Origin of the sequence: Paenibacillus aestuarii (assembly GCF_027789125.1) — a bacterium.
Taxonomy (GTDB): Bacteria; Bacillota; Bacilli; order Paenibacillales; family NBRC-103111; genus Paenibacillus_E; species Paenibacillus_E aestuarii.
Genome location: NZ_JAQFVF010000035.1, coordinates 18,094 through 42,646, shown reverse-complemented (window position 1 = coordinate 42,646; position 24,553 = coordinate 18,094). Strand labels below are relative to the sequence as shown.

Annotated in this window: 22 protein-coding genes and 1 riboswitch; of the genes, 4 read left to right on the top strand and 18 right to left on the bottom strand. The window is 52.9% G+C overall.

Annotated elements, in window-relative coordinates; all coding sequences use genetic code 11:
- Window positions 1-12: 12 nt before the first annotated feature.
- Complete coding sequence (locus tag O9139_RS17230; protein ID WP_270880710.1) at window positions 13-393, bottom strand: ATPase; 381 nt, start codon at window positions 391-393, stop codon at window positions 13-15.
- A gap of 210 nt (window positions 394-603) precedes the next feature.
- Between O9139_RS17230 and O9139_RS17225 the strand changes: the two genes are divergently transcribed.
- On the top strand, window positions 604-2,001 hold the full coding sequence (locus tag O9139_RS17225) for an MATE family efflux transporter (protein ID WP_270880709.1): 1,398 nt from the start codon (window positions 604-606) through the stop codon (window positions 1,999-2,001).
- Window positions 2,002-2,073: 72 nt separating this feature from the next.
- Here the strand turns inward: O9139_RS17225 and O9139_RS17220 are convergent, their stop codons facing one another.
- The 6 genes from O9139_RS17220 to O9139_RS17195 form a co-directional block, all read right to left on the bottom strand.
- Window positions 2,074-2,565: a YhcH/YjgK/YiaL family protein gene (locus O9139_RS17220; protein WP_270880708.1), complete on the bottom strand. Its 492-nt coding sequence runs from the start codon at window positions 2,563-2,565 to the stop codon at window positions 2,074-2,076.
- A 61-nt stretch (window positions 2,566-2,626) separates the two neighbouring features.
- Window positions 2,627-3,283 (bottom strand): fructose-6-phosphate aldolase, encoded by a 657-nt coding sequence (gene fsa / locus O9139_RS17215; RefSeq protein WP_270880707.1) that lies wholly within the window; start codon window positions 3,281-3,283, stop codon window positions 2,627-2,629.
- Between the two features lie 34 nt (window positions 3,284-3,317).
- Window positions 3,318-5,345, bottom strand: coding sequence for a transketolase (gene tkt, locus O9139_RS17210; protein ID WP_270880706.1), 2,028 nt, complete (start codon window positions 5,343-5,345; stop codon window positions 3,318-3,320).
- 98 nt (window positions 5,346-5,443) lie between these two features.
- Window positions 5,444-5,770: a hypothetical protein gene (locus tag O9139_RS17205; protein ID WP_270880705.1), complete on the bottom strand. Its 327-nt coding sequence runs from the start codon at window positions 5,768-5,770 to the stop codon at window positions 5,444-5,446.
- A 186-nt stretch (window positions 5,771-5,956) separates the two neighbouring features.
- Window positions 5,957-7,213 (bottom strand): ATP-binding protein, encoded by a 1,257-nt coding sequence (locus O9139_RS17200; protein ID WP_270880704.1) that lies wholly within the window; start codon window positions 7,211-7,213, stop codon window positions 5,957-5,959.
- Window positions 7,214-7,296: 83 nt separating this feature from the next.
- Window positions 7,297-8,136, bottom strand: coding sequence for an AraC family transcriptional regulator (locus tag O9139_RS17195; RefSeq protein WP_270880703.1), 840 nt, complete (start codon window positions 8,134-8,136; stop codon window positions 7,297-7,299).
- Window positions 8,137-8,250: 114 nt separating this feature from the next.
- On the opposite strand from O9139_RS17195, the gene O9139_RS17190 reads away from it, so the two are divergent.
- Window positions 8,251-9,960, top strand: coding sequence for a glycoside hydrolase family 2 protein (locus O9139_RS17190; protein ID WP_270880702.1), 1,710 nt, complete (start codon window positions 8,251-8,253; stop codon window positions 9,958-9,960).
- Window positions 9,961-10,012: 52 nt separating this feature from the next.
- Here the strand turns inward: O9139_RS17190 and O9139_RS17185 are convergent, their stop codons facing one another.
- Together O9139_RS17185 and O9139_RS17180 are read right to left on the bottom strand one after the other, a co-directional pair.
- A complete protein-coding gene (locus O9139_RS17185; RefSeq protein ID WP_270880701.1) occupies window positions 10,013-11,161 on the bottom strand; it encodes a glycoside hydrolase family 88 protein in 1,149 nt (382 codons plus the stop codon).
- 23 nt (window positions 11,162-11,184) lie between these two features.
- Window positions 11,185-13,683 (bottom strand): glycoside hydrolase family 2 TIM barrel-domain containing protein, encoded by a 2,499-nt coding sequence (locus tag O9139_RS17180; RefSeq protein ID WP_270880700.1) that lies wholly within the window; start codon window positions 13,681-13,683, stop codon window positions 11,185-11,187.
- Between the two features lie 117 nt (window positions 13,684-13,800).
- Here O9139_RS17180 and O9139_RS17175 point away from each other — a divergent pair, with 117 nt between their 5' ends.
- Window positions 13,801-14,685 (top strand): AraC family transcriptional regulator, encoded by an 885-nt coding sequence (locus O9139_RS17175; RefSeq protein ID WP_270880699.1) that lies wholly within the window; start codon window positions 13,801-13,803, stop codon window positions 14,683-14,685.
- A 49-nt stretch (window positions 14,686-14,734) separates the two neighbouring features.
- On the opposite strand, the gene O9139_RS17170 is transcribed toward O9139_RS17175, so the two are convergent.
- From O9139_RS17170 to O9139_RS17145, 6 genes are all read right to left on the bottom strand, one after another.
- Window positions 14,735-15,697, bottom strand: coding sequence for a GNAT family N-acetyltransferase (locus O9139_RS17170; protein ID WP_270880698.1), 963 nt, complete (start codon window positions 15,695-15,697; stop codon window positions 14,735-14,737).
- Window positions 15,698-15,724: 27 nt separating this feature from the next.
- Complete coding sequence (locus O9139_RS17165) at window positions 15,725-16,789, bottom strand: serine hydrolase domain-containing protein (protein ID WP_270880697.1); 1,065 nt, start codon at window positions 16,787-16,789, stop codon at window positions 15,725-15,727.
- A gap of 292 nt (window positions 16,790-17,081) precedes the next feature.
- Complete coding sequence (locus O9139_RS17160) at window positions 17,082-17,996, bottom strand: DMT family transporter (RefSeq protein WP_270880696.1); 915 nt, start codon at window positions 17,994-17,996, stop codon at window positions 17,082-17,084.
- Between the two features lie 31 nt (window positions 17,997-18,027).
- A complete protein-coding gene (locus O9139_RS17155; protein WP_270880695.1) occupies window positions 18,028-19,491 on the bottom strand; it encodes an MFS transporter in 1,464 nt (487 codons plus the stop codon).
- Between the two features lie 44 nt (window positions 19,492-19,535).
- Window positions 19,536-19,970, bottom strand: a complete 435-nt coding sequence (locus tag O9139_RS17150; protein WP_270880694.1) for a MerR family transcriptional regulator — start codon at window positions 19,968-19,970, stop codon at window positions 19,536-19,538.
- Between the two features lie 152 nt (window positions 19,971-20,122).
- Complete coding sequence (locus O9139_RS17145; protein ID WP_270880693.1) at window positions 20,123-20,551, bottom strand: MarR family winged helix-turn-helix transcriptional regulator; 429 nt, start codon at window positions 20,549-20,551, stop codon at window positions 20,123-20,125.
- A 110-nt stretch (window positions 20,552-20,661) separates the two neighbouring features.
- Between O9139_RS17145 and O9139_RS17140 the strand changes: the two genes are divergently transcribed.
- Window positions 20,662-21,249: an NAD(P)H-dependent oxidoreductase gene (locus O9139_RS17140; RefSeq protein ID WP_270880692.1), complete on the top strand. Its 588-nt coding sequence runs from the start codon at window positions 20,662-20,664 to the stop codon at window positions 21,247-21,249.
- 277 nt (window positions 21,250-21,526) lie between these two features.
- On the opposite strand, the gene O9139_RS17135 is transcribed toward O9139_RS17140, so the two are convergent.
- The 3 genes from O9139_RS17135 to O9139_RS17125 form a co-directional block, all read right to left on the bottom strand.
- Entirely contained in the window at window positions 21,527-22,918 is a 1,392-nt protein-coding gene (locus O9139_RS17135) for an amino acid permease (RefSeq protein ID WP_270880727.1), read from the bottom strand.
- A 164-nt stretch (window positions 22,919-23,082) separates the two neighbouring features.
- A riboswitch (Lysine riboswitch) is annotated at window positions 23,083-23,271 on the bottom strand.
- A gap of 83 nt (window positions 23,272-23,354) precedes the next feature.
- Window positions 23,355-23,663 carry an ArsR/SmtB family transcription factor gene (locus tag O9139_RS17130; RefSeq protein ID WP_270880691.1) on the bottom strand — a complete coding sequence of 103 codons (309 nt, stop codon included), beginning with the start codon at window positions 23,661-23,663 and terminating at the stop codon, window positions 23,355-23,357.
- Between the two features lie 44 nt (window positions 23,664-23,707).
- Window positions 23,708-24,472: an SDR family NAD(P)-dependent oxidoreductase gene (locus O9139_RS17125; RefSeq protein WP_270880690.1), complete on the bottom strand. Its 765-nt coding sequence runs from the start codon at window positions 24,470-24,472 to the stop codon at window positions 23,708-23,710.
- Window positions 24,473-24,553 lie beyond the last annotated feature (81 nt).

Genomic DNA, 24,553 nt, shown 5'->3' with positions numbered 1-24,553 from the left:
CTATATATAGGTTTAAATCCAGGCACGGAGGCCGACTTGTTTTATGAAATCTTCTCTGGACTGCACTTCTTTGTTCGCTTCCACTGCAGCATCCTCCAGCGGCTCGCCGTTCATAATTTTGCGAAATAGCTCCTCGTTCTTAGTAGACAGCGCGTAATCGATCAAAGCTTCTTTCTCGATCCGCTCCGCTTCCTGCTCCAGAAGCACAGATTCCAGCTCGATATCCTCTGCTGGCACGTAATGATGCTTGTTATCTTTAGGGACACGAATCACATAATCAAATACGCTATCCGCATTCCGGTCGTAAGCAATAATATATCCATATTGACCGATTGGCAGATTTTGCTCCAAGCTATCGGCAATGACAATAATTTTCTCTCCCAGGCGTAACATCGAAGTTCCCCCTCACACTATGAAGCTGTAAATGTTTACAATCTATCATCATAACTGAACTTATCAAACTATAGATTACTAAAAAAAAGTGAGTGTGTCCAATAGAAAACCATCCTGGCAAAGGCTCGTACAGCGTGCAAAATTTCTTAATTCATCCAAATGCTGATATACTGATAGTCGAACAAGATACAAGAATAAGGAGATTCGATAATGAACGGAAAAGACGGCAAGAAACCGAGGCCTTCCTTAATCGAAGGACCTATTACGAAAACGCTCATCTTGTTTTCAATGCCGATGTTAATGGGCAACATACTGCAAACTTTGAACGGTTCCATTAACTCCATGTGGATCGGCAAATTTCTAGGAGAAGGGGCCCTAGCTGCCACTTCGAATGCGAACCTTATTATGTTCTTCCTGATGAGTTCCATTTTCGGCTTTGCTATGGCTTCCGTCATTTTAATCGGCCAAAATCTAGGAGCCAAAAAGGTTGACGAAGCGAAAAGAGTCGTGGGTACAAGCACGGTCTTTTTTATGGCTTTATCCATTATTTTAGCCGTGATCGGACTGTTATTCTCTACAACCATCTTAAAATGGATGAACACGCCTGCCGATGTCATCGACATGGCCGTCACCTACACAACGATTATGTTCGCCGGCGTACCGTTTATGTTCGGCTTCAATCTAATCATGGCTTTTTTGCGCGGATCCGGAGATGCGAAAACGCCTTTTTATTTCCTGCTGCTGTCCGCTGTGCTCGACGTTATTCTCAATCCGCTGCTCATTCAAGGCATGGGACCGTTCCCGCGCATGGGCATAGCCGGGTCGGCGACGGCGACTTTTTTTGCTCAGGCTGTCAGCATTGTGGCGTTAATTATTTATTTGTATAAGAAAAAATATTTCCTGCGCATTACCCGCAACGACACGCACATGCTACGGATTAACTGGACGATTATTCGTACACTGGTGCAAAAAGGGCTGCCGATGGCCCTCAATATGATCGTCGTTTCCTTGAGCAACCTGATTCTGGTGAACCTGGTCAATTCCTTCGGCTCGGAGTCCACGGCCGCTTTCGGCGTCGCCATGCAAATCTCCAGCTATGTGCAAATGCCGGCCATGGCAATCGGCGGTGCTGTCACCTCGATGGCCGCACAAAATATCGGTGCCGGCAAATGGGACCGTGTCAAGCGCATTACTTGGGCTGGCGTTGGAATCAATATTATTCTGACCGGATTTCTAGTTATTCTGATCCATCTCTTCAATCGCGCGACAGTCGGCCTGTTCCTCCCGACGGAAGGCAAAGCGATTGATATCGGCGTACACATCAACAATATTACGCTGTGGTCATTTATTATTTTCGGCATCTTTAACGTCATTGCCGGGGTTGTCCGATCTGCAGGAGCGGTCGTGTTCCCGCTCGTCGTCGCTTTCATCGCGCTGCTGCTGATCCGCATTCCGCTCGCCACTTACATCGGCCATTCTTATGGCTTTGACGCCATTTGGTGGACGTTCCCGATCAGCTTCTCGGTCGCCGCGCTGCTGAACCTGCTGTATTATCAATTCGGCAATTGGAAAAAAGCAAAAATGATGCCAGGCTTAAGCAGGGCATAATAGCATAATAAAAAGTCTGCCTCCCCCAATAGCAGGGAAAGGCAGACTTTTTTTATGGGAATGGCATTCCTTTTATAGCTGCAGTAAATCCTTATGGATCTTGATCACGATCTTCCGGTTCGTCCGCGGCTCCGTAACGAGGCAGTTAGGACGGTGAATATCCGATGGGAAGCATACGGCAAACATCCCCGGTTTCAACACCACCTCTGTCTCGGGCTCGTCCCCATTCAATTCGTAGAAGGCGATGTCATGCGACTCGAATTTATTCTCTTTAACCGCTATATCTGCGTGCAGCTTGGTGAAGCAAATTTTTTCTTCGCCGCTGACCAAAAATTGAATATCGGTATACACAGCGTGGGATTCCGGCAGCTGCTCTTGTGCAGGTCTCGTCTCTGCCTCTTGCACATTAGCGAACATCAGTTCGCCATTCTCACCTTCCAGCGCATGCCGGCCCAGAGACGCCTCACTCAGGTTGCGCGTCAGAATATAGTCGATGCCACGCTGGACAGCTGCTGGCCACAAATGGCGTTCTTGTTTGTAGTGCTGAACATTACTCACAATCATGGTATCATGCCCTTCTCTATATGGAAAAAGACCCATGTCCCATGGGTCTATCCTTGTTGTATTAGAAATTGCTTTGCTTTGCGCCTTCCCAATCGGCCAAGAACTTGGCGATACCGGCATCTGTCAGCGGGTGCTTGATCATCGATTCGATAACTTTGTAAGGCACAGTCGCGATGTGCGAGCCGGCCAAAGCCGCTTCAATGACATGCGCGGAATGGCGAACACTAGCAGCAATAATTTCGGATTTGATGTTGTGGACTTGGAACATCTGACTGATTTCCTTGATCAGGTTCATCCCGACCTGGTTAATATCGTCCAAACGGCCGATGAACGGCGATACATAAGTCGCACCGGCACGTGCGGCAAGCAGTGCTTGTGTGGAGCTGAAGATCAAGGTGACGTTCGTCGGAATACCCAGCTGGGAAAACACATTCGTTGCTTTCAAACCGTCAGCTGTCATCGGAAGCTTAATCACGATGCTGGAGCCGAGCTCTGCCAACTTCTTGCCTTGCTCAATCATTTCGTCAGCTTTCAAAGAAATGACTTCCGCACTGATCGGCACTTCGCCGACGATGGAGACGATCTCTTTGACCGTTTCAAAAAAGTCTCTGCCTTCTTTGGCGATCAGCGAAGGATTGGTAGTAACCCCTGCTACTACGCCTAATTCGTGTGCTTTGCGAATTTCCTCTACATTGGCTGTGTCGATGAACAATTTCATGGTCGTATCCCTACCTTTTCCCCTTAATAGGCTGTTATTGGAAATACTTCTGTCTGATTTGTTGTACGATCCCTTCCACTGTAAAACCGTATTCGCGGATTACGCGATCCGCTTTGGCCGACGCGCCGAACTTGCGGATGCCGACGACAAAACCGTCTCCGCCTGTAATGTCTTCCCATCCAGCCGGATAAGCCATCTCCAGCACAACGTTGGCCTTAACTTGCGGCAGCAGAATCGATTGCTGTACTTCGAGCGGCTGCTGTTCGAACAATTCACGGCTAGGCATCGAAATAACGCGGGCCTGTATACCATCTTGCGCCAACTGCTTCTGTACGTCAAGAGCAAGGCTGACTTCAGAGCCCGTCGCAATAAGCTGCACAGCTGGGACAGTGCCCTCAGGAGCATCAGAAAGCACATAGGCGCCATACTGGATATTCGCAAAAGCGAGCTTATCCGTGCCTGGCAGCACAGGCAGGTTCTGACGGGACAGCGCGAAGACGAACGGTCCTTCCTGCGCTTGCATGACGTATTCCCAAGCCGCCGCGGTTTCGTTCGCGTCCGCAGGGCGGAACAACGTCAGATCCGGGATCATCCGCAAGGACGGGATCTGCTCAATCGGTTGGTGCGTCGGTCCGTCTTCGCCGACAGCGATGCTGTCATGCGTGAACACGTACGCCACAGGCTGTTTCATCAGCGCAGACAGACGGATCGCACCGCGCAAGTAGTCGCTGAACACGAGGAACGTACCGCCGAAGGCGCGCAGGCCGCCATGCAGCAGCATTCCGTTGAGGGCTGCGCCCATCGCGAATTCGCGGACACCGAACCAGAAGTTGCGGCCGCTGTAGTTGCTGGCGCTGAATGCGGAATTGGCATTCAGCATCGTCATGTTCGAGCTCGCGAGGTCCGCCGAGCCGCCGACCAAGTAAGGCACGCGCTGCGCAAGGGCATTGATCACTTTGCCTGAAGCCGTACGTGTCGATACGGCGCCGCTTTCCGGCGTGAAGCGCGGCACATCGGCGTTCCAATCCGCTGGCAGCTCACCGCGGGTAGCCAGTTCAAACTGCTTAGCCAGTTCTGGATAAGCTTGCTTGTAATTGTTCCACAGCTGCTCCCAGCTGTGTTCGGCTACTGCACCTTGCTCCTTATAGGCAGCAAAGTGTTCAGTCACTTCAGCCGGCACATAGAAATCCGGCTCTAACGGCCAGCCCAGCGCCAACTTCGTCAGGCGCAGCTCTTCTTTGCCCAGCGGGCTGCCGTGCGTGCCGCCGTGGCCGCCTTTGCCGGCTTTGTTCGGACTGCCGTAGCCGATCGTGGTTTTGATTTCGATCAAGGTCGGACGGCCTAGATCAGCTTTGGCTTCCGCGATGGCTGCGGAAATTGCGTCCACGTTGTTTTGTTCTTCGACGCGCAAATACTGCCAGCCGTAAGATTCGAAACGTGTGCGGACGTTTTCCGAGAAGGACATATGAAGCTCGCCGTCCAGCGAGATATCGTTGGAATCGTAAAGCACAACCAGTTTGCCGAGCTTCAAATGGCCCGCAAGCGACGCCGCCTCACTGGAAACACCCTCCATGAGGTCGCCATCACCGCAAATGGCATATGTGTAGTGGTCGACGATCGGGAAGCCTTCCCGGTTATAAACGGCCGCTTGATGCGCTTCCGCCATCGCCATGCCGACAGCCATCGCTACGCCTTGGCCGAGTGGTCCGGTTGTCGCTTCGACACCGGCTGTATGGCCATACTCCGGATGGCCCGGCGTGCGGCTGCCCCATTGGCGGAACTCTTTGATGTCGTCCAGGGACACATCATAGCCGCTCAGGTGCAGCAAGCTATACAGCAGCATGGAGCCGTGTCCGGCGGACAGCACGAACCGGTCCCGGTCCACCCATTTCGGGTTGGCCGGATTATGTTTTAAATGGCGTGTCCATAGGGAATACGCCATTGGCGCCGCCCCCATCGGCATGCCGGGGTGGCCCATGGCCGCCTTTTCGACAGCATCGATGGTCAATGTACGAATCGTATTAATGCTTAACTCTTCTATAGAAACGGATGTTTGATTCAATTTCGTTCTCCTCCATCAATTGGTTTTGTAGATCACTTGCTCTACCCTTATTATAAAAGGTGAAAGAGCATTCAAATAATTGATAGTTTCGATACTGGCTATAGATGCCGTTTATGGGTCTGCGTGCTGCCAAACCGGGATATTGCCTGATGCCACGTGATCCCGCTCCTGCTTGTAGCGGTGTTAGTGCGCTGTAGTACGTTTTTGCTCGATTGCAGTAAGCTCGTACTGATTTTAACTTGCCGGAGTCCGAATTCGCCCAATTGCACCAAGCTCGTACTGACTTTAACTTGCCGGAGTCCGAATTCGCCCAATTGCACCAAGCTCGTACTGACTTTAACTTGCTGGAGTCCGAATTCGCCCAATTGCACCAAGCTCGTACTGACTTTAACTTGCTGGAGTCCGAATTCGCCCAATTGCACCAAGCTCGCGCTGTCCTCATCACGCTATAGTCCGGTTTCGCCCAATTACTACAGCAAAATAGCGGCGATGACGCGGATTCAGACCCTGTAAGCAGGCAATTTCGGACTACGGCGAGGAATTCAGCGGTGAGGCCTCTGCAGTCCGGAAAAATCGGACTACAAAAAAGCCCCCACATAAGTGGGGGCTTTTTATTTTGCCTCAAAGGAAATCAAATGAACGGTGCCCTTCCCTTTCTCGCTGGTCACTTCGATGTTCCCCTGCATTTTTCGGATAATGCTGAATGAAACCATCGTTCCGAGGCCTGTCCCCTTATCTTTCGTCGAATAATAAGGCGTCCCCAGGCGATTGACTTGTTCCGCAGTCATGCCCACCCCCGTATCGGTGATGGAAATGATCAGCGAGCGGTTCGCGCGGCGCAGGGTGAACGTCAGTTGACCGCCATCGGGCATTGCTTCGATCCCATTTTTGCCAATGTTAATCAGCGCTTGACGCAGCTTATATTTATCCCCGAACACACTGATCACCTCGTCCGGGAGTTGCATGAGCACCTGCACGTTCTGGTAATTGGCATACGAAAGAAGGACGTTCGCCACATATTCGATCTCGTGGTTGAGATGGATCTTTTCGATCTTCTCTGGCTCCGGCTTGGCGAAAGTTAAGTAGTCGGAAATAATTTGCTGCGCCCGGTCCAGCTCGTCCAAGCAAATTGTTTTATAATACTGCCTGTTCTCGGCGGTCAAATCATGCTTGCCCATTAATTGAATGAACCCTCTAACAGAGGTCAGCGGATTTCGCACTTCATGCGCGACCGATGCCGCGATATCACTCACGACCCTCATCTTCTCGCTTTTGATGATTTCATCGTGCAAGCGGGCATTTTTCAAGAAAAGTTCCAACAAATACACATATAAACCGGTGATGATCCCTTGCAGCGCAATCGTTTCAATCATGCCAAAAGTAGCGTATTGCTTCAGCATCCCTACATTATCCGTTAAGTAAAAATAGAAGACGAAAATGCTGACACGGACGATCAAATAGACCGCTATCGAAGATGATATTTTTTGGGCCAATGTAAATTTGTGGTATTTGAGAACGAACCAGAGAATCATGAAAAAGGTAGGAATGGCAGATATGACATACAGGATCGGATGAGCGCCGCCATTGATGAACCGGTAAAGCAGCAGAGCGGCATACAGCAAAAGTGAAGTATTCCACCCTCCGTATAACGAACCAATCGCCAGCGGTACAGCACGAAAATCGAAAGAGGTGCCTTTGATTTCTACAGGAAATGTCATCGTTAAAATAAGCGCAGGGCAAAAAACCAAAAAGGTCATCAAGCTTCGGTAGGCCTGGGTCCGATTCGTTTTGAACACGTGTACATACAACGTGATTGGAAGGAATACAAGGAAAATATTTAATAGTAAATCCCTGTAATTTTCAAACATGACTGGTACCCCTCCCCTTGCATAGATGCTCTCATCTAACAGTACCATTGAAGCAGGTGGCAAGACAATCAGGCAGGCAAAATTTATTGACCGTTTCGGTTCCCCTGCATGCTCATGCGGCGGTAAGCGCCAGGGGACGTCTGGTTCCACTGTCTGAACATCTTGCCGAAATGCTGCTCATCTGCAAAACCGCATGCATCGGCGATCGCTTTCAGCGGCTCGGCGGTAAGCGCTAAATACTTCTTGGCCTGCTCATTGCGGATGCGGTTCAAATAAGCTTTCGGCGATAGGCCAAGCTCTTTGAGAAACCATTTGCGCAGGTGCACACTGGAGATGCCGAAACTGTCCGCCAGCTGCTCGATACGCAGGTCGGTACCGTAGTGAATGTCGATCCATCTGCGGATCGAAGTACAGGCTTCCTCATAGCGGTCCAAGGGCGCGGAGAGCCGGGACAACTGCATAATGAGCGAAGCAAGCTCATACTGAATGTCCGGATGCGACGCGGGCCTGGCGGGTGACCAGTATTGCGCGATGAGTTTGATGCGCTCATTCATCAACGGAACCTGCTCCCTCGGCAGCAACTGCAAAAAAGGCAGCGACAAATCGTCCATAAGCGCCGACTGCAGGCACTGTTGCGGTTCAAAATCCACGCGGATGGCGTGGAACAAAATCATTTTGATATGAAGCGGCCGCTCTTGCGCCGACTTCATGTTCAGCTTCAGCCCCGGCTTCAAATACGCCATCACGCCCTCGCCCACTTCGTAACGCTCACCATCCGCTTGAAAGAAGCCCTCACCGGACACAATCCAATATAAACTATGAACGTCCAGCGTTTGGCGCACATCTTCCCAGCCGGGGACAGGTGCTTTATCGTAGACAAGCTGAATCGGATAGAGAATGTGGCTAGACTGCGTTAGGTCCATGCCGGCGGCCTCCTTGCTTTTTCGATTTTGACTAAAATATAAAGATTTCTTCCCTGTCTTGCTAGAAATGACTATGTTACATTAATTCTAAATTGACCAAAAAGGAGCGTCAACATGATTCGTACTTTTCACGAGCACCTGATTCGCAAAACCAGCCTCCTCGACGGGCTCTGGGACTTCGTAACCGATAGTGACAACAAGGGCGTACAGGAACAATGGCACCTCCGCTTTCCTGCACCTGAGCGCCAGCTTGTCGTTCCTTCGTGCTGGAACAATGAGATGGGGCTTTTTCAATACTTGGGAGCGGCTTGGTACCGTACCTATTTCCATACGAACGGCGACAGCACCCATGTGCGCCTTACCTGCCACGGCGTTATGCATCATGGCGACGTTTATGTGGACGGGCAGCATTTGGGCTATCATTTTGGCGGCTTTACACCGTTCTCCTATGTCATCCCGGAGCTGCCGGCCGGCCAGCATGAACTGATCATCCGTGTGGACAATACGGTGGATTGGCAAACTCTGCCAACCGACATTGCCGACTGGTTCTCCTACGGTGGTATCTACCGCTCGGTCGAATTGCAAGAGCTCAGCGATGTCTATATCGACCGCATCAAAATGGACTACACGCTCGCCGGCGAAAACGCGGATGTCAGCGTTCAGGTGAAACTGCGCTCGCTCAGCCAGAAAGCGATCTCAACGCCGGTGGCCGTCCAAGTGAACGGACAGGCTTTTGGCGCTGCGGAGGCGCTGGTGCCTGCTGGCGAAACGGTGACGTTGACGCTTAAGGAGACGCTTCGCCAAGTGAAGCGCTGGCAGATCGGCAACGCGGCGCTGTACACGTTCAGCGTTAACACGCCGAATGATGATCAGATCGACCGGATCGGTTTCCGCACGGTTGAATCACGGGGCGGGCAAGTGCTGGTCAATGGCGAAGCCGTCTACTTCCAAGGCGTAAACCGACACGAGGAGCATCCGGAATGGGGCTTCGCAATGCCGCCGAAGCTGATGTTGAAGGATCTTGATATTTTGGCGGACTTGGGCTGCAACATGGTACGGGGCTCCCACTATCCGCAAAGCAAATATTGGGTCGACCTGCTCGACGAGCGGGGACTGGCATTCTGGGAGGAAATCCCCATGTGGGGCTATTTCATGTCGCGTGAAACGCTGGCAAGTCCTCTTTTCCGTGAACGCGGCCTGCGGATGATTGAAGAAATGATCGAACGGGACTATCATAATCCGTCGATCTTGTTCTGGGGCGCACATAACGAAATTGACACGCGCACGGAGGAAGCCTACTCCCTGACCGAGGCGTTCGTGGAGAAAATCCGCAATCTGGATGCCAGCCGATTGGTGATTTATGCAACCGCCTATCCGGAGGAGGATATTGTTCTGCCTTTCTTCGACGTGATTGGCATTAACAAATATTACGGCTGGTACCAGGGCAGCACGGAAGGGTTCCGCACGATGCTCGATGATTTCCATAAACACGCTGAGACGCTTCGGGCCGGGGATCGTCCGGTGCTGATGAGCGAGTTCGGAGCTGCGGGCATTTATGGCGACACGGGCTGGGAGCCGCGGCTGTTCAGCGAAGATTATCAGGCGGAGGTATTGGAGACGGCGCTGAGCATTTTCCGCGATGATCCGAAAATCGTCGGCACGCTGATCTGGCAGTTTTCCGATATCCGCGTCGATCTTCGCAGTGATCGCAACTACTTCCGCGACCGGGCGCGGAGCTTCAACAACAAAGGCTTGGTGAACGAGTACCGTAAGCCGAAGCAGGCTTACCGTGCGGTGCGCAGCATCTACCGCAGCGGCAAATAATAAACAGCCCTCATGTGAGAACATGGGGGCTGTTTTTGTGCTGTAGTCGAGCTTAAAAAATCCGCTGCTCCCATCCGAGCAGCTTGGCAATCGCTTCTACATAATAGTAGTCGCCGTAGATCAGGGATACGTTCACATTTTGCCCAGCAGGCTTATTTCCGGTTCCTTCCAATAAAATTGCCTCATGCTCCGGCCGGTCCCATGTGCCATAATGCTGGGTCAGAGACAGCAGGATGCGCTCAGCCGACTGGCGGTACAAGTTGCCCTCGGCGCCCGGGAGGAAGGACGCGAGCTCAATGAGACCGGATGCCGCACAAGAAGCGGCTGAAGTGTCTCTCGGTTCCCCATCCAGCGAATCCGCTGCGCGGAAGTCCCAAGCAGCCACACTGTCCTCCGGCAAGCATGCCAGGAAATAGTGCGCTACACGCTGTGCCGCACGCAAATAACGTTCATCTCCCGTATAGCGGTACACGTTAGCAAGTCCATGCAGCGCCCAGGCTGCGCCACGGCTCCATGCTGATTGCGGCCCGGCGCCTTGCCCCCCGAGCGATTCAATCAATTCGCCCGTCGCCGGATCGAAGCTCAAAATATGATTCACCGACCCGTCTGCACGGACGAATTTGTCCACTACCGTATCTGCATGAGCTTTGGCGATTTGCGCAAAACGCGGGTCCTCGGACATCTCGCTGGCCCAGAACAGGATCGATAGGTTCATCGTCGAGTCGACGATCGACCAGCCGATTTTGTCCTGGTTCCACGCACGGAGGAATTGTCCCGCCAGATTAAACCGGCCTGCTAGGAAGTTCGCCGCCTGCAACCCACGGCGCAAGCCTTCCGCATCGCCAGTCAGCTTATGCTTAATGACAGCCGTCGGCAAATATTGAAAGCCCACATCGTGATGAAAATTGTTTTGGCGCACGCTGGCTTGCTCCAGCTTTTCATCCCAACTCCACGCTGCATCCTTATAATGCTCTTTGCCCGTCATGTCGTGAAGAATCCACAGAATTCCCGGCCAAAAGCCGGAAGTCCACCAGTCGATGCGCATGTCATCGTACAAGCCGTCCTCTTTGGCGACGTGCGGCGATTTGGAGCCGATCTGGCTGATCATGCGGTCGACTTTCACCTGCAGCGTTTCCCACACCTCGGGCAAAATATCGCGCAAGTTAAGGGCTGCTGGCCATGCTGCGTTTGTTTTCTTCATATATAAACCTCCATAGAGTAGTTTTAAAAGGTTTCAATGACCACGGTCCGTGTCGGCATGCCTTCACAGATCGCGCTGACCACGGATGTATACGTCCGTTTGTCTCCGCTGCCGGCAGCCAGGGAGGATGCAGGACCGCCTGCGCTGACGAAATCCCGCACGGTGATAGCGGCCGGCAAGCCGCCGTACGGATCCACATAAATGCCCGCCCGGCCACTGGCCAACTGCACGAGCCTTGATCCCCGGATCGTGCCCAGATTATCGAGCAGCTTGCCATCTCCGGCCAGGCCGAATCGGACGAAGGCAGCCGAATCCGGGCAAAAGACTCCGTTCGCATCGTACGCGCGCGCCTCCACCAGCACACGCCCGTCGGCGAGCGCTTCCGTCGTCAGCTCCAGCTGCGCCGGCTCTCCCCACGACGCCGTCTGGTAGGTGAAGCGCAGCTCGTCCGTGACGGTCACGCCGTCCCGAACCGCCACCGCCCGCAGATGGTGCTCGCCGGCGTGAAGCGCCGTCTCCCAGCGCAGGCCGGCGCACGGGAAGTTCTGCGAGTCCCGGCGCTTCACGCCAAGGCTGATGCCGTCCAAGAACAGCTCTACTTCCGCTGCGTTGGAGTAAATCTTAATCGTTTTGAGCTCGCCTTCCGCCCCCCAACGCACCGGCATCGTATGGCCGTAGATGCGCACCATCACCTTTTCCGACCAATACGATTGAAATACATAATAAGCTTCCTTCGGCGTCAAGTCGCGCTCCACGATCCCTTTCATGTTTAAGTACGGAATCGGGGAATCTGGCCGCACAGGGGTCGAGAAATCCTTAAACGACCACTGCGCTGCTCCCGTCAGCCAGTCCATGTTCTCCTGCGATTTCAAGTACCAGTCGATCATCTCGCAAAAATACGTCTCCGACCAATCGCCATCACGCGATACGCGCGGTTCGCCGCCGGTCAGCAGGTAATCGCCGTCCCGCTCATCCGTAGCGCCTTCTGACTTTTTCATCTGCTTAAAGCCTGTGAACGGCTTCTCCACATGACGCGTCGGCAAATTATCTGCGCCCCATTCCATATGGAAGAAAGAATCCACATGTTCAAAAGCGGTCAAACAACTGGCTTCATAATCCGTATAAATGCCCCGGTACCAACCCGCCCAGATGGAAGGCGAGTACACGTCGATGATGTCCTTGCAAAATTCACAGCGGCGAATCGCCGTCAAACGGCCGGCATCCAACTCATGTGCCAACGTATGCAGCTCAGCCATAAAGGCTCGAATATCCTGCTGATCAAAATAATCAAAATCGCATTCCCAATCGTTCTCATTGCCAAGCCCCCATAGAATAACTGAAGGATGGTTATAGTGCTGCTCAATCATCGCTGTCAACATATCGATGCATTGCTTGCGGTACGCCGGTCCGCCAAGACCGCCTCGACACCATGGGATTTCCTCCCAGACGAGGAGTCCGAGCTCATCGCATAAGTCAAGCACGATGCGGGATTGTTGATAATGTCCAAGCCGGATAAAATTAGCGCCCATCGCCTTGATCAGCGTCATTTCTTCACGGATCAGCGCCTCGCTCATCGCCGCTCCGACTGCCGCATGATCCTCATGGCGATGCGTACCGCGCAGCAGCAGGCGCTCCCCGTTCAGCTTGAACGGTCCATGTTTCACAAATTCAAAAGTACGAAAGCCAAAGCACTCGTTATGCGTCGTTGCTCCATCCTCACAGGTCAGCGTCACCGAACAGCTGTATAAATGCGGGGCCTCGGTCGACCAAAGGCTGGGCGCCGGCACATCGAAGCAGGCAATTTCCTGCTCACCCTGCCAGATCGGCAGTATCATTTCGGCTTGCCCGATCTGTACGCCGTCCTGCTGCTTCAAGGCAATCACCAGCTTGACGGTCTCATTCGCGCAAGACGGATTATATAGCTTGGCGTGAATCTTGACTTGCCCGCCAGCCGCCCGGCTCCCGGCAGCATCCTGCAGCGTCGTGTCCACGTGCACCTGTGCCAAAGAAACCTGCGGCACATACACCAGATTCAAATAGCGATATACGCCGCCATACAGGTTGAAATCGCTTGCATCCGATGGGATCGTTTCCAGCTCACGGCTGTTGTCGCAAGCGATGGCGACCGGTACGCGACCGGCATACCGCTCGATCTCTTTCGCCCGTGCTGCTGCGTCAGTTATATCGACCGTAAACTCGTCGTATCCGCCCAGGTGCGAGTCTACTTTTTCCGTATACACGTAAACATCTGTTCGCTGGCCTGCGCCTTCAAAATGCAGCAGCGTCCGCCCTTTGGGATAGGGATTACTGAGCTCCAGCTTGTTCCGGTACCAGCCTTGGCCCTGATAATATTTGCCGTCCGGGTCCATGACGTCGTAGCCATTGTAAGTATGCGGCAGCGTAACGAGCTTCCATGGCACGTTATAGTGATTGTGCAGCTTATCTGCGCGCCATACTTCCCAAGGACCGCCTAAGCTGCCACGATAATGCTCCCATTGCTCGTTTAACCGTTGCTTGATCATGAAGTGCTCCTCCTGTACGCCAATTGCTACCCTTATCGTATCAAAAATAACGCGCAGAAAGTTTCGCCCTCTTATGATAAAATGTTGCTATATTACGATGAGGAGATCGACCCTGCGATGAAATTAATGAATTACTTGAACCTGAATATTCATCCGGTCCAGCTCTCCTTTTTCAAAGACCGGACGCACGAATTTGAGGAAATTTATCATGCCCACCAAGGCATGGAGCTGCTTGTCGTGCACGAAGGCAACGGGCTGGCCGTCATCGATCAGCAGCTCGTCGAGCTGGCACCCGGATCGGTATTTTGCTTCCGCCCTTTCCAACTGCACCGCCTGCGCATCTATAACTTGCCGCAGGACCGCTACGTCCGCTCGATGTTCGTCCTCGAGCCGGCGGTGCTCGAAGCGGCGCTGACGACGCATCCGTCGCTGCGGGAGTTTTATCGCAAGCTGTGGAAAGATCCGCTGGCGCCGCAAGCGTTCCGCTGCTCCAGCCTGCCAGCGCTTGCGTCCATGTTCCGCCTCTACGCGCCGAGAATCGAGGCCGGGGCGGAACGCGGCACGGAGCGGCTGCTAGAGGAGCAGCTGCTCTTCCTAACGGCGTTCGTGCACCAACTTCGCGCAGATGCCGAACAAGAGCAAGCCCGCTCGCAGCTTCCAGCCTTGCCTCAGGCGCTCCCTAACAAAAGCTCTTTGACCGCCGAGCGCATGCTGGCGTGGATCGAAGAGCATTATCGGGAGCCGTTCAAGCTGAGCGAGCTCGCGCAAGCCGTGCACCTGACGCCGAACCACGTGTCGGCCGCCTTCCGGCAAGCGATCGGCAGCTCGATCACCGAATACTTGACCGCCCGGCGCATCCGGCAAGCCTGCTGGCTGCTGCGGACAACCGACATGTCGGTGCAGGAGATCGGCGAGTCGGTGGGCCTCGGCAATTTTTCGTACTTTTGCCAGCTGTTTAAGAAGCATGTGGGCTTAACGCCTTATAAGTTTAAGTTTTTATAGAAAAAAAGACCCTGCTCTTGCGCCGCAAGAGTAGGGCCTTCCGCTTCCGCTATTCAGCTTTTTTCGTGTAAGAGTGATACTTTTTCCAAACGTGGTAGCCCAGCTTTTCATAGAAAGCAACCAGTGTGGTCCAGTCGATGGCAATTTTCTCGATGCCTCTAAGCCTTAAGAAATGCACGCCGGCCTGGACAACGGCTAGACCGTACCCGCTCCCCCGGTAAGCACTGTCGATGCCGAGAGGCCCCATGCCACCGAGCTCTTCGCCGAAGAGCGGCGCCCAGTACACATTCTGCGCGATGAGCGGGGATTGCGCATCATTGATCCGGCAGAAGCCAATGACACTGCCTTCTTTTTCAAGCACGACAAACTCTCTCCCACTCCCGCCTCTGGCAAAATACTGGATCGCCTCGTACTCCCAGCGCCCCGGGAAACAGCGATGCAGGAACGTCAGCAGCTGATCCTGCTCCCCTTCTTTCAATAAACGAAAGGTAACACCGGGAAAGGATGGCAGCGCTTCTGTTTGTTCCGGCGCATACGCAGCCAGCAGATCGTGCTCGTCGCGGTTCTGATCCTCGTAGCCCCTGCGCTCAAACCATGATTTGGTATCCGTATATTCAACAGGAATTCCCGGGAAATAATGCCACGGATCGCGTCCCAGCAAAATATCTTTGGCACCGGACGCTTTCAGCGCCTGTTCCGCACGCTTCAGCAGCTCGCTTCCCATGCCCTTCCCGCGATAGTCGCTGTGCACCAGCAGCGCTTGAATCCAGCCATTTCCTAGACCGAGCACCAATTCCCCCTGCTCCTGCCAGCGCTTCGCCACGATAAAACCGACGACCTGCTCCTCGTCCAGAACGATCCAAGAGCCCGCCTGCAGCACATTGGCATCATCAAAACTGTTTTGCAGCAGTAGCTCCAGCCGCATCGGAAATTGCCCGCCAAGCTCGCGATTCCACAAATCGCAAATCTGAGGCGCCTTTTCTCTCGTCCATGGTATATAGTTGTAGTTCATGTGAATTCCTCTTTTCTGCGCTTGAATCTAGAGTGAAGTGTAGATTAAATTATGAAGCCGTGGCCGCAGTCGAAGAATATGGTCCTTACGCCCATAGTGAACGCGATTCGTCAACAAAATCACATGCAGCTGAATGTCAGGATCAAACCACAGGCTGGTGCCGGTAAACCCGGTGTGGCCATAGGAAGCCTGCGACATAAAGTCACCGCTGGACGAATAAATCAGGGGGTTTTTCAGCTGCCAGCCCAGCCCCCGAAACTCCGCATCATAAGGTGTAAAATTGTTCCTGGACAGTTCGATGGCCGCCTCGGTCAGTATCCGCTGACCTTTGTAGACGCCGCCCTGCTCAATCATCGCTGCAAAGCACGCCATGTCGTCGACTGTAGAAAAGAGTCCCGCATGGCCGCTGATCCCGCCTAGGCGCTCCGCTTTTTCATCGTGAACGATACCGCTCTTATAAGCGTTATGTTCGGCGGAAAATTCGGTAGCGGCAAAACGCTCCGGCTCATACTTCGGTAAGAAGGACGTGTCCCGCATTTCCAAAGGGTCAAAAAACTCCCGCTGCAAAAACACTTCAAACGGTTCACCTGTAATATGTTCAATAATTAGATATAACATGATCAGACCTAAATCACTGTAAACGACTTTCGTCCCAGGCTGATGCCGGGGGCTTGCCTGAGTAATCCGTTGAAGCAGCTCTTCCCTGGACGACTTCAGCGTAACGGCCATTGGCAAATCGGCAGCCAAGCCGGACGTGTGCGTCAGCAAGTGAAGAATGCGAACCGTTTCGCCTTGCTGCTGTGTAAAATCGGGCAAGAACGCATCGATCGGATCGGACAACGAGAGACGACCCTGCTCGAGCAGTTTGAGAACGGCGGGCAAGGTGGCAATGACCTTTGTCAGCGAAGCCAAGTCGAACACCGTATCCAACTGCATCGGAAGTGCCGCAGGATGTACCGCCCGATAACCGACTGCTTCCTTCAGAAGCGGCTGTCCCTGATGTGACACATAAAGAACGGCTCCGGGGATATGCTGATTGTTAACTTCTTGTTCCAAAAAAGATACAATACGCGATCGTTTGAGAGGATCCATCCTATCTGAAGCTCCTTCGCCCGGATCGACACATGCCCTGAGTGGACTTGGATCGATCGGAAGTTTGTTAACGTTTCCACTCTAAAGTATATAGATCTTGAAATTAAATTTCAATAAAATTTTAATTTATGACATATAATTTCAACGTGATGAGCGGGCTGCGCGTAGCGCGCTTGCGCGACCGGCAATGTCTATCCTGCAATTATGGCAGGATTTTAGGAGCGGCGCGAGTACTTCATGCAAAAAGGGCTGCCCCCAAGCCAAATCTGCTTGTAGAGGCAGCCCTATGCTGCTAAGAAAGACCGACCGCATCTTTCGTTTGGACTCTTGGTGTCTGACGGCGTCTCATATTGGCAATCGCCACACCGGCCAGGATCAGAACCCCGCCGCCCACTTGTGCGGTACGAATCGGATCGCCCAACACGAAGAAGCTGACGATGATCGCGATAAATGGCGGAATGTTCATAAACATCGCGCTTGTCGAAGCTCCGGCGACAGCGATGCCCTGGTTCCACCAGAAGCCGGCCAACCCTTGACCGATAACCGCTACGCTGACGAGCAGCACCCATGTCCACAGATGGTGGCTCCAGTGCATTTGCCCTTGCAGCGCTTCGAAGCCCACGGCTGGCGACATCAGAATCGTGCCGATCAGCGTGGAATAGATCGTCACTTCATACGACGTCATGCCGCTGGTCAGCTTGCGGATAAACAAGAGGCTGATCGACATGCCCAGCATCGCCAGCAGCAAGAACAAGTCGCCTTTGGAGATACCCAGTGCTTTGCCGCCATAGAGAACAATGCATACAACACCGACCAAAGCAACCAACGCGCCCAACCACTTCTGCGCGGTAACTTCTTCTTTCAAAAACAGCCGTGACAGCAGCGTCGTGGCGATCGGTGAGAGCGCGATAATGAGCGCGGCATTGCCCGCCGTTGATAATTTCAGCCCGGTGAAATAGAACAGCTGGTTAAACAGCGTGCCGAAAATACCGGCGAATAGCAGCAGCACCCACTCGCGAGTAGTTGGCCAGCGCATCGACCTGTTGACAGCCGCTACGGATAAAAGGAATAATGACATCACGACTAACCGCGTGAAAGATAACAGGATGGGCGAGAAATCTCGCAGCAAGTAAGCGCTGGCCACATAGTTGCCGCCCCATAGCAGCGACACGCCCAAAAGCTTTAAAAGTACAGTACGATCCGACATCTCTCTTAAATCTCCTTGGTTTCTATAAAATCTATTTATGATGCATGGACGTCCCTAATGCTTGCGGACGTTTGTTCGCGCGTAAGTAGGACAGGACGGTTGCCAGCGCCATAAGCCCGGCCATGAACCAGAACACAGCATGCAGCCCGGTAATAAATCCGGCCAACGCCGATTCGTTGCCATTCATCCCCACTTGCGTACCGGAAAAAATGGCCAGCATCGCTTCATGCGGGATACTGTGAGTCACGATCGGCATAGAGAACGCTATACTGAGCATCATCCCCATGTTCGTCGTCAGCGAGCGAATGCCTGAAGCCTCTCCGCGGTACTGCGCACCGGCAGCATTCATGATGCTGCTGGAGTTCGGCGAGTTGAACAGCCCCGACCCGATGCTGATAATGGTCATATACACGGCTAGGTGCCAGAAAGGCGTCGAAAGTCCTGTATCCAAGGCCAACCCTGCCATGCCAAAAATATTTAAAAACAAGCCGACGGTCGCCGGCGCCGTCTCCCCGTATTTATCGCCCAAGCTGCCTGCGAGGGGCGAGACGACCAGCATGCCGGCGGCGAGCGGAATCGTCATAATGCCGGCTACAAGCGCGTCTTTTTCCAGCGCACCCTGGAAGTAAAAAATCAGCATGAACATGATGCCCATGCGGGCAATCGCGTTCAACGTCGCCGAAATGATACCGAACGTAAACGTGCGGTTCAGGAACAGCGGCAGATGCAGCAGGGCGTTCGGATGCCGCTTCTCACAGCGGAGAAACACCGGAAACAGCGCCACGAAGAGGAGCCCGCATATCCAGACCACCGGAGACGACCAGCTTTCGATCGGGCCCCAAGTTAGCGCAATGAGCAGGCCGGTGATGGAGATCACGTAGGTGACGATACCGCCACGGTCCAAGCCCCCGCTCTTCGGCGGAGCGATCTTCTCGTCTTTTAGGCCCATCGTTTTGATTCCCCATACGACACCGAGGACGCCAAATGGCACGTTAAACCAGAACGTCCACTCCCAGCCATAAGCGGTCGTCAACCAACCGCCCAGCACCGGGCCGATAATCTGGCCGACGGCGACGACCATAATGTTGATCCCGAGCGCGCGCCCGAGCTCTTCTTTCTTGAATGCATCGGCCACGATCGCGGTGCTATTGGCCATGACCATCGCGCCGCCGACGCCTTGCAGAATGCGGAATATAATTAGCACCGGCGCATTATCGGCAAAGCCGGCCACAAGGGACACGACGGTGAACATCAGCATGCCGGCGATGTACAGCCGCTTGCGGCCAAACCGGTCGGCTAGCGAGCCGGCCATGAGTACCATCACCGTCTGCGCGACCATGTAGGAAAGCATGACCCACATCGCCTGCAGCAGCGAGGCTTGCAAGCCTTTGAGCAAATCCGGCAGGGCAATAATCAGTGTGCTGAAATTGAGCGCCGATAACAAGGAGCCCAGGCTTGTTACGGATAAGATCCACCATTTCCTCGATTGATCCATTCGGTTCTCTTCCTCTCCATAAATCACTCTCTAAATGCTCTAATTCACTGAGTCCGCTGTTTGAGCAGCTTCGCCCGCTCCAAGCGTGCGCTGAAGCCTTGGCGCATCGTCTGCAGATTGGCGATTTTCTCATCGATGTGCGTCATGATGCTTTGCAGCCGCTCTGCCGCATCGTCGAGCAGTTGATCGCGCTCCTCCTCCGAGTGCGGTTCTTCGTAATACTGAACCCGGATGTGATCCAGCTCTTCCTCGGCTTGCAGAATATCCCGGATCTCCTGCAAGGAAGCCCCCAGCACCTGCTTCAGCCGCAGAATGTGCTCAATGCGCTCCACATTCGCCTCGTCGTAGATGCGGTGCCTGCCCTCCGTCCGCGAAACGACAGGCAGCAAGCCGATTTCTTCATAATAATGGAGCGTTCGCGCTGTAATGCCGAGCCGCTCCGTGACATCTTCGATCGTATATTTCGGCAATAGGGACATTTGTCGTTCTTCTGCCTCCTTTCTTTTCCTTTTTCAGAAAAATTGACAGCTCCTCCTATCATAGCAGAAAGAACTATAATTTACGTTAACGTAAGATTAACATTAGAAAAAAAGCCTGATGCATCCATCGCATCCTAGGCTTTACCATTATTTTACCGGAACAACCCCGCCTTTAGAACTTCCATCGCCTGCGCGATCCTGTTCAGCTCGTCCTCTGTTGCCGCGCCCAGCCGCTCCAAAAATTGCTTTTCCATATGAGCAAAAGCTTCATTCATAAAGGTCTGTCCTGCCGCGGACAAGCGGATGAACTGCTTGCGCTTATCGTCAGGGGCATCATATTTCTCACACAGCCCTTTTTCACTCAATTTCTTCAGCTCGCGGCTTGTATTAGGCATGGATATATGCTTACATTCACTGATTTCGCTGGGCGTTACGGGCTGTGCCACGGCGATATATTCCAATATCCCGTATTGAACTGGGGTGATATCTCCGAGCGGTACTTGCTTCGTCAGCTCATAGGTCGTTTGATGCACAGACGTAATAAATGAAACCGCCTGATAAAACAAATCTTTTTTGTCCATGTTCTACACCTCTTCCATGCAACGATAGCAAAATATTTATCATTTGACAACTATTCAACCGAATGTTACGATTTACTTATCAAATGATAACTAAAGGAGTTGGCATTGCGATGAATATGCTCGTTATTTTTACGCATCCGAACCATCAAAGCTTAAGCTACGCATTTTTGCAACAGGTCCTTCAAGGCTGCCGCGAAAACGAGGCGATCCAGGAAGTAAAGGTGCTCGATCTCTATGAGGAAGCTTTTAACCCCGTTCTTGTCTTCAATGAAAAAAAGCGCAGAAGAGATATGCACACCGCCCCCGATCTGGCCGTTTACCGCGAGCAACTATTATGGGCCGACAAAATTGTCATGATCTACCCGATTTGGTGGGGCCGCCCTCCCGCTATGCTGCTCGGCTACATCGACCAGATGTTCGCATCAGGCTTTGCCTACCGCGACGGGCGTGGTCTGCTCCCCGAAGGGCTGCTGAAAGGCAAATCCGCCGTCTGCATCTCCACGATGAAAGGTCCCGCGCTGTATCCGCTCTTCTGGTTGAACAATGCGCATAAGGTGCTGCTGCGCAGAGCACTGTTCAGCTTCGTCGGCATCAAGCGGGTGAAGTTCTTCGAGTTCGGCCGGATGGAACAAACAGACGGGAAGCAGACCCGCAAGCTGGAAAAAGTGTACCGCTATTTCAAGTCTCTTACTGCCTGAGGGCGCCTGTTGACAAGTTCCCCAGTCGAATATGCCCCCCCAGGGACAGCTCCAGTCCGACTTTGCCCAATTAGAGCGACGACTCAGGCCCCCCAGCGCAATAAACGGCTCTCCAATTGGGCATTTCCGGACTACAGCTCCTTCCACTGTCATTCCCCTCGCCGCAATTGGGCAAATTCCAATTAGCCCCACACCCAGCCCACACCCAGCGCCAAGCGCCTACCGCCCAAAGTCGCCACTAAAAAATGTCCCCAGCCAAACGACCGGGGACACTTTCTTATATTTCTTCTACATCCAACTGGCATTCTTCCAGCTTGAGCACTTTTGTTTTGTATTTCCACTTGTAGCCCAGCCAAAATGCGAGGAAGAACGGGATGCCTATATAAGAAGCCAGCAGGAACATCCAGTCCACCTTGCCGTCCGAGAACGCACTGATGCTTTGACCGACGATAACAATCGCGCACATCACGCCAGCCACAATCGGACCGAACGGGAACCATTTGGAGCGGTAGGGAAGGTCCGCTACGTTCCGTCCTTGTGCAACGTAAGCTTTACGGAAGCGATAATGGCTAATCGCAATCCCTAGCCACGCGATGAAGCCGGACATGCCTGAAGCATTGAGCAGCCAGGTGTACACTTGACCGTCGCCGAAAAACGAGGCCAGGAAGGCTAATAGTCCAAGTGCGGCTGTCGCCAGCAAGGCGAAGACGGGGATGCCTTTTTTGTTCAACTTCCCGAACAATTTCGGCGCTTTGCCTTCTTTTGCTAATACCCACAGCATACGTGTGGATGCATACATACCCGAGTTGCCGGCGGACAATACTGAACTTAAAATGACCGCGTTCATCACCGATGCCGCTACACTTAAGCCCGCTTTTTCGAAAATAATCGTAAACGGACTTGCCGCAACGCTATCACTAGCGAGGGTATCTGTGGAATACGGGATCAGCATGCCGACCACAAAAATCGCCAAGATGTAGAACAACAGAATTCTCCAGAATACCGTACGGATCGCCCGCGGCACGTTCTTGCGCGGATCCTCCGACTCCCCGGCGGCAATACCGACGAGCTCCGTCCCTTGGAAGGAGAAGCCGGCAGCCATGCACACGCCGAGCACAGCGAGCAGTCCGCCCGAGAACGGCGCTTCGCCGGCCGTGAAGTTGCTGAACCCGACCGCTTTTCCGCCCCAGATACCGACGATCATAAGCAAGCCGATCACAATGAACACAATGACGGTAACAATTTTAATCATAGCGAACCAATATTCTGATTCTCCATAGCCTCTAACGGATAACAAATTAAGTCCGATCATCAGGGCAAGAAATAGCGCACTCCATATAAACGACGGGCTATTAGGCAGCCAAAACTTAATAATGAGCGTAGCCGCGGACAATTCCGCCGCGATCGTGATCGCCCAGTTATACCAATAGTTCCAGCCTAGCGCGAAGCCAAGCGATGGATCTACGAATTTCGTTGCGTACGTACTGAACGTACCGGATACCGGCATGTAAGTTGCCATTTCTCCTAAGCTGGTGACCAGGAAGTACACCATGATGCCGATAATGGCGTAAGCGAGCAAGGCGCCGCCCGGCCCTGCTGAATGAATGGCGCCGCCGCTGGCCAGAAACAGTCCCGTTCCGATCGATCCGCCGAGTGAAATCATCGCCATATGCCGCGATTTTAAGCCTCTGCGCAGTTTATTCTCTTTCACTTGCTGTACAGCTCCCTTTATCCAGTTTCCTTTAGCATGCCTAAAATGACCTGCTGCAAACGCAAAAAAAGCCGCCTCTCTTCATCAAGAAAGGCAGCCTTAACTCCCTCATCATTCCTGAACATCAAGATAGCACAACATACTGTTTTTGAATGAAACAGTATGACAGTTCCGCTCCTTTCGGAAACGGCCCCAGCAGACGCGGTCAGTCAACCGCGCAGCTTCGGCGATGGTGCCTTTTCATCGGAATCAACAGTCTGTACTGGACTTCCTCCGATGTACTCTTCATCATCGCAACCTCTACCTCATCAGCGTGATGAGGGTTTATATGCAATTTTCATTTTACAATATAATTGACCCTTGTTTAAAAAGCAATGGATATTTCTCCCATCCGTCAACTCAAACATTCACGCTCCACGACTTCAATGAGCTGCTTGAGCTGCTGCACGCTCTGCTCGAGTTGAAGCGAGTAATAGCGCTGCGTCGCTTTCTGCTCGATTTGAACAAGGTGGTGATCCCGCAAAATTTTCAAATGATGCGAAATCGCCGGCCGCGACAGACTAGAATGCTCCGCAATTTCGTTGACACTTAAGGACTCGCGCTCCGCCAGCAGAAGAATAATATCTTGCCGCGCCGGGTCGCTTAAGACATTAAACAGCGGAATGCAGGCTCTAAATATATCGATAGCGTTCTGTGATGACATCTGTCTATGAATTCCTCCCTTTGACAAAACCGCTGCAAGAAGCGTTACTTCGCCCCCGCTACATACTTGGCCATCTTCGCTGCCCAGCTTCTGGGCAAAAATTTGGCTGCCAGCGCCCCGGCTCTGTTCATCCCACCGGTAATGATCACGCGCTTTCCTGCCATCAGCGCCTGGTAACCCTGCTTGGCCACGATGTTCGAAGGCATCGCTGCGCTGAACATTTTCGTGCCCTCCACATTGGCAACGGCACCAAAATTCGTCTGCGTCGGCCCCGGGCAGAGCGTAGTCACGGTGATCGCTGTGCCGGCCAGCTCTTCCACAAGCGCTTCGGAAAAGGACAGCACGTACGCCTTCGTCGCGTAATAAACGCTCATCATCGGCCCTGGCTGAAATGCCGCAGTACTGGCGACGTTCATGATCCGGCCGCTGTTCCGCGCTTTCATATGCTTTAGCGCATAATAGGTTAATTCCGTAAGCGCCGCTATGTTTAGTTGGATCATATTGATCTGCTTCTGTATATCCAGTTCATCGAAAAGCCCCATTAACCCGAATCCTGCGTTATTCACCAAAACATCGACTGCAATTTGGCGTTCCTCCAGCTCAGCGAACACTTCACTTGCTGCATGCGGCGCGCTCAAATCCTTGGCAACTGTAATCACTTCCACATGCTTCAGACTGCGCTTGATATCTTCCAATTTCTGACCATCTCTCGCTACAAGCACAAGACGATACCCATCCTGGGCGAACAGCTGCACAAAGTCATAGCCCAGACCGCTTGTCGCGCCTGTAATTAGCGCCGTTTTCTGCATCGGGGTAGCCCTCCCTGAAACATTAAGTTTGTATGTTTAAACACTTAAACATTTAAACACAGAGAAAGCTTCATGTCAAAC